10 protein-coding genes are annotated in these 13,308 nt (G+C 71.6%); 5 read left to right on the top strand and 5 right to left on the bottom strand.

Going from position 1 to position 13,308, the window contains the following annotated elements:
- The first annotated feature begins 39 nt into the window (after nucleotides 1-39).
- Nucleotides 40-783, top strand: coding sequence for a siderophore-interacting protein (locus ACFWU9_RS25270; RefSeq protein ID WP_384322153.1), 744 nt, complete (start codon nucleotides 40-42; stop codon nucleotides 781-783).
- Between the two features lie 115 nt (nucleotides 784-898).
- Nucleotides 899-2,509, top strand: a complete 1,611-nt coding sequence (locus tag ACFWU9_RS25265; protein WP_384322151.1) for a pyridoxamine 5'-phosphate oxidase family protein — start codon at nucleotides 899-901, stop codon at nucleotides 2,507-2,509.
- Here ACFWU9_RS25265 and ACFWU9_RS25260 read toward each other — a convergent pair.
- Entirely contained in the window at nucleotides 2,420-3,799 is a 1,380-nt protein-coding gene (locus tag ACFWU9_RS25260; RefSeq protein ID WP_384322149.1) for a DUF4192 domain-containing protein, read from the bottom strand. The two genes, ACFWU9_RS25265 and ACFWU9_RS25260, sit on opposite strands and share 90 nt — an antisense overlap.
- 110 nt (nucleotides 3,800-3,909) lie before the next feature.
- Between ACFWU9_RS25260 and ACFWU9_RS25255 the strand changes: the two genes are divergently transcribed.
- The gene (locus tag ACFWU9_RS25255; protein WP_384322147.1) at nucleotides 3,910-6,081 is read left to right on the top strand and encodes a RecQ family ATP-dependent DNA helicase; all 2,172 of its coding nucleotides are present in this window, start codon (nucleotides 3,910-3,912) and stop codon (nucleotides 6,079-6,081) included.
- A 230-nt stretch (nucleotides 6,082-6,311) separates the two neighbouring features.
- Nucleotides 6,312-6,938 carry a hypothetical protein gene (locus ACFWU9_RS25250; RefSeq protein ID WP_384322145.1) on the top strand — a complete coding sequence of 209 codons (627 nt, stop codon included), beginning with the start codon at nucleotides 6,312-6,314 and terminating at the stop codon, nucleotides 6,936-6,938.
- 111 nt (nucleotides 6,939-7,049) lie between these two features.
- Here ACFWU9_RS25250 and ACFWU9_RS25245 read toward each other — a convergent pair whose 3' ends face one another.
- The 3 genes from ACFWU9_RS25245 to ACFWU9_RS25235 form a co-directional block, all read right to left on the bottom strand.
- Complete coding sequence (locus tag ACFWU9_RS25245) at nucleotides 7,050-7,703, bottom strand: hypothetical protein (RefSeq protein ID WP_384322143.1); 654 nt, start codon at nucleotides 7,701-7,703, stop codon at nucleotides 7,050-7,052.
- A gap of 255 nt (nucleotides 7,704-7,958) precedes the next feature.
- On the bottom strand, nucleotides 7,959-8,669 hold the full coding sequence (locus tag ACFWU9_RS25240; protein ID WP_384322140.1) for a ribonuclease HII: 711 nt from the start codon (nucleotides 8,667-8,669) through the stop codon (nucleotides 7,959-7,961).
- Between the two features lie 235 nt (nucleotides 8,670-8,904).
- Complete coding sequence (locus tag ACFWU9_RS25235) at nucleotides 8,905-9,531, bottom strand: TetR/AcrR family transcriptional regulator (protein WP_384322138.1); 627 nt, start codon at nucleotides 9,529-9,531, stop codon at nucleotides 8,905-8,907.
- 129 nt (nucleotides 9,532-9,660) lie between these two features.
- Between ACFWU9_RS25235 and ACFWU9_RS25230 the strand changes: the two genes are divergently transcribed.
- Nucleotides 9,661-11,214, top strand: coding sequence for an MFS transporter (locus ACFWU9_RS25230; protein ID WP_384322136.1), 1,554 nt, complete (start codon nucleotides 9,661-9,663; stop codon nucleotides 11,212-11,214).
- Nucleotides 11,215-11,318: 104 nt separating this feature from the next.
- Here ACFWU9_RS25230 and ACFWU9_RS25225 read toward each other — a convergent pair whose 3' ends face one another.
- Nucleotides 11,319-13,124, bottom strand: a complete 1,806-nt coding sequence (locus ACFWU9_RS25225) for a DUF4153 domain-containing protein (RefSeq protein ID WP_384322134.1) — start codon at nucleotides 13,122-13,124, stop codon at nucleotides 11,319-11,321.
- Nucleotides 13,125-13,308: the final 184 nt, after the last annotated feature.

Below are 13,308 nucleotides of genomic sequence, written 5' to 3'. Positions count from 1 at the left end.
TCCACGGCCGCCCGCCCCCTTCGCGAAAGAGAGAAGCCCGTGAAAAGCCGCCTGGTGGACCGTCTCCTTCTGCCGGTCCGTGTCGACAGCATCGAGCAGCAGGGGCCACGTCTGCGCAAGGTGACCCTCACCGGCCCCGCGCTCGCCGGTCTCGCCTGGCAGCCCGGCCAGCACGTGCGCCTTCAGGTCGCGCCCGCACCGCCCGCCATCGACTGGCTCGTGGGCACCCTGCGGACCTACTCCGTATGGGATCACCACGACCGGACCATGGAACTGATCGTGTTCGACCACGGTGAGGGACCCGGGGCAGGCTGGGCACGCACCGCCCGCCCCGGCGACGAGCTGATGCTCCTCAAGCCCCAGGGCGACTTCACCCCCCGAAGCGGGGCCCGCTACCACCTCTTCGCCGGGGACGAGACCGCCCAGGTCTCCTTCGGCCCCATGCTGCGCGCCCTGACGGACGACGCCCAGGTCTTCGCCCGCGTGGAGGTCGACACCCCCGAGGAGCGCGTAGACCTCTCCCCGAAGCACCTCGGCGGCCCGCGCCCCGGCTGGAACGTCGACTGGACCTACCGGCAGGGCCGCTCCGCCGCCTCCTCGCGGTCCCTGGTCGAGGCCGTGCGCGGCCTGTCCCTGCCGGACGAACCGGGCGTGGCGTATCTGGCGGGCGAGGCCAGAACGATCCAGCTCGTCCGCCGCCACCTCGTCGAGGACCGCGGGTGGTCACGGCGCGATGTGGTCACCAAGCCGTACTGGACCCCCGGCCGCAAGGGCCTGGACTGACGATCCACGTCATCCCCCGCAGCGCCGCCGCACCTTCGGCGCTCCGCGCCGCCCGGTCGTCCGGCGGCGATGCGCAGAGCCGGACCGTTCCGGTTCACCCGCGAAAGGAAACACCATGCAACACCCGTCTCGGCGCAGGCTGACCACGGTGGACGAGGTCGAGGCGATCGTCGGCCGTCCGGCGTCGGTGGTCATGCTCAAGCAGGTCACCACGCTCGACGCAGGGTGCCGGGGCGTCCTGGCCCACAGCCCGCTGGCCGCCCTCGGCTATCGCGACACCGATGGCGTCCGCCGGACGACGTTCATCGGCGGGATGCCGGGCTTCGCCCGCGCCCACTCCTCCACCCGGCTCTCCTTCAGCCACCCGGGGCCCGGACAACCGAAAGGAGGTGCCTCGCTGTTCTTCCTGCTGCCGGAAGTCGGCGAGATCCTCCGTGTCAACGGCTCCGTCGCCGCCGTCAAAGCCGGCCGTACCCACATCGACATCAACGAGGCGTACGTGCACTGCGCCCAGGCCGTCCTGCGCTCCGGCCTGTGGCGGACACCGGCCGCCGCCTCCTCCGACGAGTACGTCGAGGCACCGGGCGAGGGGCCTCTCGGCCGGCCCGGCATCGCCGCCTTCCTCGACGCGGCACCGTTCCTCGCCCTGTCCACCTGGGACACCGAGGGCGGCAGCGACACCAGCCCACGTGGCGAACGCTCCGCGGTCGCGCGGATCGTCGACGGCCGCAGGCTCGCCGTCGCCGACCGCAAGGGCAACAAACGGGCCGACACCCTCCACAACCTGCTCCAGGACGACCACGTCTCCCTCGCCGCCCTTGTCCCCGGACGCGGCGGCGTGCTCCACCTGGACGGACGCGCCACGATCACCGACGATCCCACGCTCCTGGAGACGATGGCGCTACGCGGCGTGCCCCCGCACCTGGCCCTGCTCATCGACGTCGACCACGCCGAGATCACCGGCAACGACGCCCTGTCCCGCTCACGCCTGTGGCTCCCCGGCACCCAGCACGACCGCGAGGCGATGCCGGACATGATGGCCGTGGCCGGCACCCACCTCGCCGCCGGCTCCGCAGCCGCCGACAGCGGCCCTCCCGCCTTCCTGCTCAAAGCCATCCAGGCGATCCCCGGGGCCACCCGGCTCCTGCGCCGCGTCGCCGACCGCGGCTACCGCAGCGGCCTCAGCAAGGAGGGCTACCAGGACATCGAGCCGGCCGTCCCTACCCGGCGGCGCGGCCTGCCGCGCAGGCGCCCCGCAGCCACGGCCCGCCCGCTCGAACCCCTGCGGCGTGTGCGCCTGGCCGACATACGCTCCGAGACGCCTCACACCCTCACCCTCGTACTCGAAGACACCGGCGACACCCCGCAACCCTTCGACTTCCGGCCCGGCCAGTACTTCACCCTGGTCGCCGACCTCGACGGCACACCCCACCGCCGTGCCTACTCGGCCACCTCGATCCCGGGAACGCGCCAGCTCCACCTGACCGTCAAACGCGTGGAGGGAGGGCGGTTCTCCACCCACGTGCACCAGGACCTGCGCGTCGGCGACCAGCTCGCGCTGCGCGGGCCGTTCGCCGGGGCGGCGACCCGTACGCGTGGCGATCCGAGCACCCGGCGCGTGCCGCCGGTCCCCCTCTCACCTGCCGCTTTTCGTCCCCTTCTTCTGCCCAGCGCGTCCGGCTGCCCGGCCGCGTGTCCCCGGCGCGCCGGGACGGGACCTCGGTGACGGCACCGTCCGTGGCGCCTCCTTCTTGGCCATCGCCTTCTTGATCGTCGACTTCCCCACCACCCTTTTCATCGCCCTCCGGGCCTGCTTCGTCGTGGACTGCCGCTGCCGGCGAGGCACGGGGCCCGCGGTGGCGACGCGCTCGGCGCGCATACAGCGCCGGAGGGTCTCCGGGTCGAGCCCTTCGTTGAACGCCTGGTGCAGGAGTTGGGCGAAGGTGTACGTCGGGTCCAGGCGCAGCGCCAGTCCGAGCGCGACCCGCGCCACCGGCTCGTCCCCGCAGGACCAGGCGACCCACCCCGCCAACGTGAGCGGGGGGACCGCGTGCTCGGCGTAGGAACCCACACAGCGACGGGCCAGGGCCCGCCAGAGCCGGAGGGCAGCCTCGGCGTCGGGCCCCTCCATCCACTGCGCCGCCCGGTCCCGGGTCTCCCGGTCCTGGAGGCCGATGATGACCGTCGCCGCCTCGTCGTCGGTGATGAGCCGGTCGTCGGCGGCGTCCGTACCCCCGCCGGTGCCCTCGCCGCCCTCTCCCCTGCGCGGCGGCGCCGGCGGCGTCTGAGCCAGGCGGTCCAGCAGTCCACGGGCCGTCCGGAGCGTCGACGCCGCCACCTCCTCGCGATCTCCACCGCCCAGAATCATCGGCACCAGCGCTGCCGCCGCCTCGTCAAGTGCCCGCTCCTGTTTCGCGGCCTTGTCGGGCGAACCACGCCAGGGCTCCAGTCGCGCCTCCATCTCCCGCAGGGATCCCCGCACTTGGATCCCCGCGTAGGTGGAGGCCGCGGCCATCACGGAGGTGCCCGGCAGCGCCAACGGGGTGCCCTCGGGCGGGCAGCAGCGGGTGTCCGGGCAGCAGTAGGACCAGAAACGGCCGTCGGAGATGCAGAGCACCTCGTGCACGGGAATGTCGAGGCCCCCGAAACCCGTGCGGATGAGCTGCGCGAGCGGCTGCAGGCGGTCACGTACGCCACGGCCCGTGGACCCCTCCCCCGGGTCCTGGCAGAGAAAGGCGACGATCCCGTCCGGCCGGGACCCACGCCGCTCGCTCCCCTCCACCAGGCACGCGGCCAACTGCTCGGAGACGGGGGCCCATTCGCGAGGCGAGCGCGGGATGCCGAGCCTCAGCCGCCCGCCGAAACGGCCCTCGCCGCCGTGCAGCGCGACGAGCACGATCGAGTCGGAAGGATGGAAGCCCATCAAAAATGGCAGGGCGTCGGCGAGTTCGGCGGGGCTGCGCAGGGTGACCTGCTGCTCGTCGGCGGGACGCGTCGGTTCGCTGTGCTTGTTCATGACTCGACGGTCCCGCGGAAGCCGGAATCCCGCGACCCCTGTGGATAACGTTATCCACAGGCCGGCTCTCGCATTCGCGCTTTGTCGGTGCCATCGGGTTGCATGGGGGCATGACCAACGCAGAACGTGCGGCACTCCGGGCCTCGGCCGACTCCGTCCTCGCCCGTCTTGTCGGTGACGCCACCGGCGCTGCCCGCCTGCGCGAGGATCAGTGGCGGGCCATCGAAGCGCTCGTCGCCGACAAACGCAGGGCGCTGGTCGTGCAGCGGACCGGCTGGGGCAAATCCGCGGTGTATTTCGTCGCGACGTCCCTGCTCCGCGCCCGAGGCAGCGGCCCGACCGTGATCGTCTCCCCGCTGCTGGCGCTGATGCGCAACCAGGTGGAGGCCGCCGCCCGTGCCGGAATCAGCGCGCGCACGATCAATTCGTCCAACTCCGAGGAGTGGGAGACGATCCAGGCCGAGGTGACGGCGGGCGAGATCGACGTCCTGCTGGTGAGCCCCGAGCGCCTCAACAATCCCGATTTCCGCGACCAGGTCCTGCCCGCCCTGTCGGCGGCCACGGGCCTGCTGGTCGTGGACGAGGCCCACTGCATCTCCGACTGGGGCCACGACTTCCGCCCCGACTACCGCCGGCTGCGCACGATGCTCGCCGAGCTGCCGTCCGGCGTCCCGGTGCTGGCCACCACCGCCACGGCGAACGCGCGGGTGACGGCCGATGTCGCGGAGCAGCTGGGTACGGGAGCGGGCACGGACGCGCTCGTGCTGCGCGGAGCGCTGGACAGGGAGAGTCTGAGTCTCAGCGTGCTCAGGCTGCCCGACGCCGCGCACCGGCTGGGCTGGCTGGCCGACCATCTGGCCGAACTTCCGGGCTCGGGGATCATCTACACCCTGACCGTCGCGGCGGCCGAGGAAGTCACCGCGTATCTGCGCCAGTGCGGTCACACGGTCGCCTCGTACACGGGCCGTACGGAGAACGCGGACCGGCAGCAGGCCGAGGAGGATCTGCTCGCCAACCGCGTCAAGGCGCTGGTCGCCACGTCGGCGCTGGGCATGGGGTTCGACAAGCCGGACCTCGGGTTCGTCGTCCATCTCGGCTCCCCGTCCTCCCCCATCGCCTACTACCAGCAGGTGGGCCGTGCCGGGCGTGGTGTGGAACACGCGGAGGTGCTGCTGCTCCCCGGCAAGGAGGACGAGGCCATCTGGCAGTACTTCGCGTCGGTGGCCTTCCCGCCCGAGGAACTGGTCCGGCGCACCCTCGACGTGCTGGCGCAGGCGGACAGGCCGCTCTCGCTGCCCGCCCTCGAACCGCTGGTCGAGCTGCGGCGCACCCGCCTGGAGACGATGCTCAAGGTGCTCGACGTGGACGGCGCGGTGCACCGGGTCAAGGGCGGCTGGACCAGCACCGGACAGCCCTGGGTGTACGACTCCGAGCGGTACGCGTGGGTGGCGCGCCAACGGGCGAGCGAACAGCAGGCCATGCGGGACTACGCGACGACGACGGCCTGCCGGATGGAATTCCTCCGGCTCCAGTTGGACGACGAGGAGGCCGCGCCGTGCGGACGGTGCGACAACTGCGCGGGGGCGCGGTTCACGGACAAGGTCTCGGGCGCCGCACTCGACGCGGCCCGGGGCGAGTTGGGCCGCCCCGGCGTGGATGTGGAGCCGCGCAAGATGTGGCCGACCGGGCTGACGGCCGTGGGTGTCGACCTGAGGGGCCGGGTTCCCGCCCACGAGCGGAGTTTCCCCGGGCGGGCGCTCGGCCGGCTCTCGGACATCGGGTGGGGCAACAGGCTGCGCCCCATGCTGGCGCCGCAGTCACCGGACGGTCCCGTCCCCGGCGATGTGGTGGACGCCGTGGTAAGTGTCCTCGCCGACTGGGCGAAGGGGCCCGGGGGTTGGGCATCCGGGCTCGACGACGCGCCGCCGCGTCCGGTGGGGGTCGTGACCGTCGCCTCGCGGAGCAAGCCGCAGCTCGTGGGATCGCTGGGCAGCCGGATCTCCGAGGTGGGCCGGATGCCGCTGCTGGGTTCGGTCGAGTACGCGCCGGGCACGGAGGACACCCATATCTCCCGCACGAACAGCGCCCAGCGGGTCCGGTCGCTGCACGAGGCGTTCACCGTGTCGCCGGAGCTGGCCGACGCCCTGGCCTCGGCGGCCGGTCCGGTTCTGCTCGTCGACGATCTCTCCGACACCGGCTGGACGTTGGCGGTCGCCACCCGGCTGCTGCGACGGGCCGGAGCCGAGGGGGTGTTCCCGCTGGTCCTCGCGGTCCAGACGTGACCATGTCTGGGAGGGACCCGGGATGGGCAGGGTCACAGCAAGGATATGCGCGTCATTCCCACTCATTCCGGTCAGCGGAGCCATTTGCTCGTTGCCGCTTGCCCAAGTGCCCGTAAGAATTGGAGAAGCCCCCCGCACGGTCGAACTGTTCGCGGTCCGCAGGGACTGTGCCCCGGCGCGCCTCACCCCGACCCAGCCCGCTCTGTGGGCGCGTATGCGAAGGGAGGAACGTGACCTTCGGATTCGCTCCGTCCGCAGCCTCATCGATCACGACAGCCGATTCCGTCACCCGCCTCGCCAGGATGCTCGAACCCGCAGAGTGGGCGGAGGCCGGCATACCCCTGCTCAGCAACCCCCGCGAGGTCGTCAGCGGTCTGCACTCCCGGCACCGGCCGACCCCGGCGACCGCGATCGTCGCCGTGCTCGACCACGAGGAACGGCTCGCGGCCAGCGCCTCGTTCGCCCCCCGGGCGGTACCGGTCGACGGCTGGGAGTTCCGGAACTCCCTGCTGGCCCATCTGCGCCGGGTGATCCCGCACGATCTGCGCCGCCGCACTCCGGTGCGCACCGCCGTACTGGTCTACTGCCGTGACGGTGACGAGCGCTGGACGGAGGAGGACGGTGCCTGGATGTGGGGGCTGCGGGACGCGTGCACGCTGCACGGGCTTCGCTGCGGCGCCTACATCACCCTGACGCGTGGCGGCTGGCAGGTGCTGGGCGAGGGCCGGGGCGGCCGTCGGCCCAGCTCCGACTCGCTCCCCGAGAGTCTCGCCGAGTCGGTGTCCGACCCCACTCCCCCGCCACTGCGTTCCGGTGGCGGCGCCGTGGAGACGCTGCGGCGTACGGCGGCCCGCTGAGCGGTCGCCTCATCGCCACCGGCCCGGCCGCCCTCCTCGGGGCAGCCGGGTCGTGACCGGTCCGGACCGCGGACATCCCTGGCCTCGGCCCCGCACCGGGTGAAACCCGAGTCAGACGCCCGCGCCGAGAACGGAGTTGACCCGCTGGGGGTCACCGCACACGATGAGCAGCGCGCCGGCCCGCTCCCGAGCCCGCGGCAGCACACGCGCGGCGGCGTCGGAGTCGCCACCGTTGAGCGCGACGACGACCACGGGCCGCGCCTTCGCACGGTCCAGCGCCGAGGCGTCGGCGAAGAAGACGTCCTCGCCGGTGTCGTGCTGCTCCCAGTAGGAGCTCTCGCCGAAGGACAGTTCGTGCGTCGCCCACGGGTGCTGTTCGCCCGTCGTGAGCACGAGGATGTCCCCCGGCGCGCGACCGGAGTCCAGCAGCAGGTCGACCGCCTCCTCGGCGGCGTCCAGCGCACCGTCCTCCGAGGCGGGGATCAGTTGGATCTGAGGTTCGGAACGGGTCTCCTGCCGGACGGCGGCGGGCCGTTCGGCGGGAGCCTGCGAGCGCTCCGGCGGCGCGGGTCTCGCGGGACCGCGACCCGGATGACCGGGACGCGGTGTGGCCGCGGACCGCGGACCCGGAACGGCACGCGGGCCGGGCACAGGACGCGGACCGGGAACGGGACGGGGGTTCGACGCGGTGCGGCCGGTGGCCGGAGTGGCGCGCGGACCCTGGGCACTCTCGTGAATCTGAGGCTCCTCGGGGATGAGAGGCATGAGTGGATGTCTATCAAACGCAGACGCGCAAGTCACCGGTGGGGTGGTCACATCTGCGCCATATGTATCGCTTGCCGAGTACGGCCGGGCGTAGCGCGGGGGCGGTACTCGCCAGAACCGGACGGACCGGTCACGTCGGATGGTTCGAGCGGGTCGTTCGCCTCGGGCGGTCACCTGGGCGTTCTCCTCGGACGTTCGCTTCAGGTGTGTGCTGACGAGCGTTCGAGTCGCGGCATACGGATCAGGTCGTCCGGGTCAGAAGTCGAAGCCGAGCTGCCCCTCGCTCTCCAGCAGCTCCGCCTCTGCGGAGATACGCACCTTCTTGAGATGGCGCCACCGGGGCAGCGCGTCGAGATAGGCCCACGAGAGCCGGTGGTAAGGGGTCGGCCCCCGTTCCAGCAGGGCCGCCTTGTGCACCGGCGAGGGATATCCGGCGTTGTCGTGGAAGGCGAAACCCTCGCATTCCTCGGACGTGGCGCCCAGTTCGGCCATCATCGCGTCCCTGCGCACCTTGGCCAGCACCGATGCGGCGGCCACCGAGACACAGGAGATGTCGCCCTTGATGACCGTCCGGACCTGCCAGGGCTTGCCGAGGTAGTCGTGTTTGCCGTCCAGGATCACGGCGTCGGGCCGCACCGGCAGTGCGTTCAGGGCACGTTCGGCGGCGAGCCGGAGAGCCGCGGTCATCCCCAGGTCGTCGATCTCCTCCGGGGACGCGTGCCCTATCGCATGCGAGGTCACCCACGACTCGAGCTCCAGCGCCATGTCGGCGCGGCGCTTGGGAGTGATCAGCTTGGAGTCGGTGAGTCCGACGGGGGCCCGGCGCAGGCCCGTGACGGCCGCGCAGACGGTCACCGGTCCCGCCCACGCTCCGCGTCCGACCTCGTCGACCCCGGCGACGATCTTGGCGCCGGTGGTGGCGCGGAGCGATCGCTCTACGGCGTGGGTGGGTGCTTCGTACGGCATGACGTCGTCAAGGTTACGCCGCCGCCGGCCCGCGCGACACCCCGGGTTCCCCCAGCCGTACGCGGACTGTCGACATCAGCAGTCCCCGTGAGGCCCTCTACGCCCAACGGTCCGCCGGCGTACGGCCGTAGGGCGTACCCCGGCCGCGCGGACCGTCACCCGGACCGGCCGGGACCGCGGGTCGGCCCGGGGCCCCGGGTCACTCCGAGGCCGCAGGCTCACTCCCAGGCCGTCGTCAGTCCGAGGACGACCTGAGCATCGGCAGCATGACCTGGTCGATGAGCTGCCCGATCTCCTCGTCGGACCATTCACTGGCGCAGACCTTCGAGCGGTACATCAGCACGGCCGGAATGACGTCGAAGACCATCGAGCCGGTGGCGTCGGGCCGTACGTCGCCCCGCCGGATACCCCGGTGCACGACCTCCCCGAAGAGGTTGGCGGACGGTTCGATCACGCCGCTCATGATCAGTGCGTGGAAGCGCTCGGAGGATGACTGGTCGCACTCGTGGAGAACCGCCCGGAGCGCCCAGCCCGGCCGGGAGTACATCGCGTCGCGGACCAGCCGGGTCAATTCGTAGAGATCGTCGCGGATTCCGCCGAGATCGGGTGCGTCGTCGAGCGAGGGGAGCCCGGACATCAGCGCGTCGGCGACGAGATCCTCCTTGGAGGGCCAGCGTCGGTAGACCGCCGCCTTTCCGGTCTGCGCCTCGGCGGCGACGCCCTCCATCGTCAGGCCGTTCCAGCCCACCGTGCTCAATTGCTCCAACGTGGCGTCGAGGATCGCCCGTTCGAGCACCGGCCCGCGACGTCGCGGCACCACCGTCCGCGACCGAGCGGTGGCCGAGGAGCGTGAAGTAACCATCAGCAGTTCTCCATGAGGCAAAGATTCAAGCGGCAGCTTCAGTGAACGGTTGCGTTCACTGATGGGGACTCACTACCGTGGACGGCACAGTGAACGCATCCGTTCACTAATTCACTTGGGGGATTCGTAGTGACAACCTCTCAACTCGAAGCAGAACGCGAGCCGGGTGCGGCCCGCCGGGAAGGGCGGCCAGGCATCGCGCTGGCCGTCATCGCGGCCTGCCAACTCATGGTCGTACTCGACGCGACAATTGTGAACATCGCGCTCCCGCACATCCAGGATGCCCTCAGTTTCTCCACCACGGACCTGTCCTGGGTGCTGAGCGCGTACACGCTCACCTTCGGCGGTCTGCTTCTGCTCGGTGGCCGCGCCGGCGACATCCTCGGCCGCCGCCGCGTCTTCATGACCGGCATCCTGCTCTTCACCTTCGCCTCGCTCCTCGGCGGTTTCGCCCAGGAGCCCTGGCAGCTGCTGGCGGCCCGGGCGCTCCAGGGGGTCGGCGGCGCCATCGCCTCGCCCACCTCGCTCGCCCTCATCACCACCACGTTCCCCGAAGGCCCCGCACGCAACAGGGCGTTCGGAGTCTTCGCCGCCGTCTCCGCGGGCGGTGGCGCGATCGGCCTGCTGGCCGGCGGAATGCTCACCGAGTGGCTCGACTGGCGCTGGGTGCTCTTCGTCAATGTCCCGATCGGCGTGCTCATCGCCGTACTGACCCCGATGTACATCAGCGAGTCCAAGCGTCACCCCGGCCGTTTCGACCTCTCCGGCGCCGCGACGTCCACCCTCGGCATGGCCTCGCTCGTCTACGGATTCATCCGGGCCTCGGAAGAGGGCTGGCGCGACTCGCTCACCATCGGGTCGTTCGCGGCGGCCGTCGTCCTGCTCGCGGCCTTCGGCCTCGTCGAGTCGCGCGCGAAGGAACCGATCACTCCGCTGCGGATGTTCGCCGACCGGAACAGATCGGGCAGCTACATCATCATGCTGACCCTGGCCGCGGCCATGTTCGGGATGTTCTTCTTCATCGTGCTGTTCGTGCAGAACGTGCTCGACTACACACCCATCGAGGCCGGCCTCGCGTTCCTCCCCGTGACCCTCGCGATCGGCCTGGGAGCGGGGCTCTCGCAACGGCTGCTGCCGGTGCTCGGCCCGAAGCCGTTCATGGTCACCGGCTCGACCATCACGGGCATCGGACTCTTCTGGCTGACGCTGATCACCCCGGAGAGCTCGTACCTGAGCGGTGTGCTCGGTCCGATGGTCCTCTTCGGCTTCGGCATGGGGCTCAACTTCGTGACCCTCACGCTGACCGCGGTCTCCGGGGTCGCTCAGCACGAGGCGGGCGCCGCGTCCGGCCTGCTCAACGCGAGCCAGCAGGTGGGCGGTTCGCTGGGACTGTCCATCCTGGTCACGGTCTTCGGTACGGCCAGCCGCAACGAGGCGGAGAAGCAGCTGCCGTCGTTCATGGCGGAGGCCTCACCGGCCGAGAAGGCACAGTTCGCCCAGACCCACGAGATGCCGGGGCGCTGGGGCCACGAGGTGCTGACACAGGGCATCTCGACCGCCTTCATGGCCGCCGTGGGCATGGTGCTCCTGGCCCTGCTGACGGCGTCGCTGGTGGTACGGGTGCGCAAGAGCGACCTGGAGGCGCTCAGCGGCAAGGCCGGCGCCGCCGGCCCGGTCGCGTAAACCCGTACGGAGACCCGTACGGGACGTCCCGTGAGGGAGGACGTCCCGTACGTAGGAGGTGACTGCGCCCGGCCGGCCCGTGCGGCCCGCCGGGCGAGTCCCCCTCAGTAGCCGTCGCCGGTGTGACCGTCCCCGTACGTGTCGCGCCCGCCGACCGAATCGTTTGTCGCGCTCATCGCCGAGCACTCCGCCCAACGAGGCTTGATCGGCCTCTTGTCGAGGATGTCCCGGGCCCTCGACTCGCCCCAACTCGTGGCGTACCACGGCTCGTCCGAGCCGCCGAGTCCGCGCTCGATACCCAGCAGCGCGCAGGAGCGCAGCGGCTCGGGGAGCGTGTCGAGTTCCGGTACGGCATCGGCGGAGAGCTGCTGGAAGTAGTCGATGTCGATCTTGTCGGACGTCCGGTAGCGCTCGACGTTCCGCTCGGCGACAAGCGCGTCCGGCGAGATCAGACCGAAGATCAGAACGCTCGCCGCACCGCTGACGGCCACGGCGCGCGGCAGCCAGCGTCCTCCGAAGGCGCCAGCGGCCATGATCAGGACGATGACGACCCCGAGCCACATTTCCATCGCGGCCACCGAGACACGCAGCCGCGTGAGGCCGTACGCGTCCACGTACAGGTCCATCCGGCGCAGCGCCGAGGCGACGACGACGAGCGTGAGAACGCACAGCACGCCGAGCACGGCGCTCACGAGCGTGCGGTCCCTGGCACCGTCGCGCGGTGCCCAGCGCCGCGCGAGGGCGATCACGACCAGCGTGAGCAGGGTCGCGCCGAGCAGTTGCCAGAAGCCCTGCGTGGCGTACTCGGAGTACGTCAGCCCGGTCTCGCTCAGCACCTTGTCGTAACCGCCGAAGAGCACCGTGAGCTGTACGCCGATGAACACGGCGAAGAGCAGGTTGAGCACGATCAGCGGCAGCGCCCACTCGACCCGGTTGCGCGGAGCGCCCGGCCGTACGGTGATCCGGTCCCAGTGCAGCGGCGCCGCAGCCGTGTACGCGGCGGCCAGGGCGCCCACGACGCCGAGCACGAACAGCAACGTGCGCCATGGTCCGTCCGCGACGGAGACGTCCGGGGTCAGCCCGCCGAGCAGATCGGCGAAGGCGGCGTCGGCGCTCGCGAAGAGCGCGCCGAACACGACGAGCAGGACGACCGCTGCCGCCACGGTACGGACGACGGGCGCCCACCGGCCCCGCGAGCCCTCGGCGCGCTCGCGCACACCCTTCACACCCCAGAACACACCGGTGCCGAGGGACCCGAACAGCCCGAACGGACCGAGGATCACGCCCGGCCAGGTGCGACAGCCGTGCAGCGCGAGAGAACCGAGCGCCAGCGCGGACGCCACGGCGAGGAACGTCGGCCAGCCCGCGTCACGCAGCGCGGGGACGGCGAGCAACGCGATGCCGCCGACGGCCCAGACGAGGGTCCACGGGCGCAGCCGCCGTCCGGCCTTCCGGGCGGCGAAGTACGCGGCGAGCGCGGCGGGCACGCTCACGATCAGCAGGTTGAGCCCGAGCCCCTCGCCGAGCAGCAGACCGCTGAGCAGCCCCGTGACGACGACGCACCAGAGACTGGCGACGCTTATTCGGGCCGGGTCGTCGGAACGGATCTCGCCGATCCAGGCGGGAGGTTCGTTCCGGGTGGGCTGCCACTGCTGCCAGTCGGTGGGATGCGGCTGCGGCCGGCGGCCGGGGTGCGTGGGCGCCTGCCGGTGGGGCGCTGTGCGGGTCCGCGCCCCGGCCCCGGCCGGCTCAGGGGCTCCCGTCTGCGCCGGTACGGCCCGCGCGCGGGGCGGCGCGTCCTGGATGTCCCCCGCTTTCCCCAGGTCCTGCGCGTGCGACGGATCCGGTCCCGTCTCCCCGCCCGACGCCGGTTCCGGTGCTTCATTCGAATGCGATGGCGTGTCTGTCACTGGCCCCCCTCCCCGCCCGGTGCCGCGCGCAGGCCGACGGATCGGTGCGTGGGTCCCGGGCTCATGTAGGCGCACGCCCCGTGGGTGATCAACGGGGCGGCGATGGGCCGAGGCTAGCGCCGCGCGGCGGTAGCGCCCGTTCCGGGGCGAGTCTGTGGCGGGACCGTGACAGTGGTCCCCGGGC

The sequence above is a fragment of the Streptomyces sp. NPDC058653 genome (genome assembly GCF_042716895.1).
In the GTDB taxonomy this organism is placed as follows: domain Bacteria; phylum Actinomycetota; class Actinomycetes; order Streptomycetales; family Streptomycetaceae; genus Streptomyces.
Note: the sequence above shows the minus strand (reverse complement) of the source record. Positions and strands in the feature narration are given on the sequence as shown.

Coding starts and splice junctions, on each gene's coding strand:
- ACFWU9_RS25240 (WP_384322140.1), bottom strand. CDS start 8,669: ATGCCGTACGAAGCACCCACCCACGCCGTAGAGCGATCGCTCCGCGCC.
- ACFWU9_RS25255 (WP_384322147.1), top strand. CDS start 3,910: ATGACCAACGCAGAACGTGCGGCACTCCGGGCCTCGGCCGACTCCGTC.
- ACFWU9_RS25235 (WP_384322138.1), bottom strand. CDS start 9,531: ATGGTTACTTCACGCTCCTCGGCCACCGCTCGGTCGCGGACGGTGGTG.
- ACFWU9_RS25265 (WP_384322151.1), top strand. CDS start 899: ATGCAACACCCGTCTCGGCGCAGGCTGACCACGGTGGACGAGGTCGAG.
- ACFWU9_RS25245 (WP_384322143.1), bottom strand. CDS start 7,703: ATGCCTCTCATCCCCGAGGAGCCTCAGATTCACGAGAGTGCCCAGGGT.
- ACFWU9_RS25260 (WP_384322149.1), bottom strand. CDS start 3,799: ATGAACAAGCACAGCGAACCGACGCGTCCCGCCGACGAGCAGCAGGTC.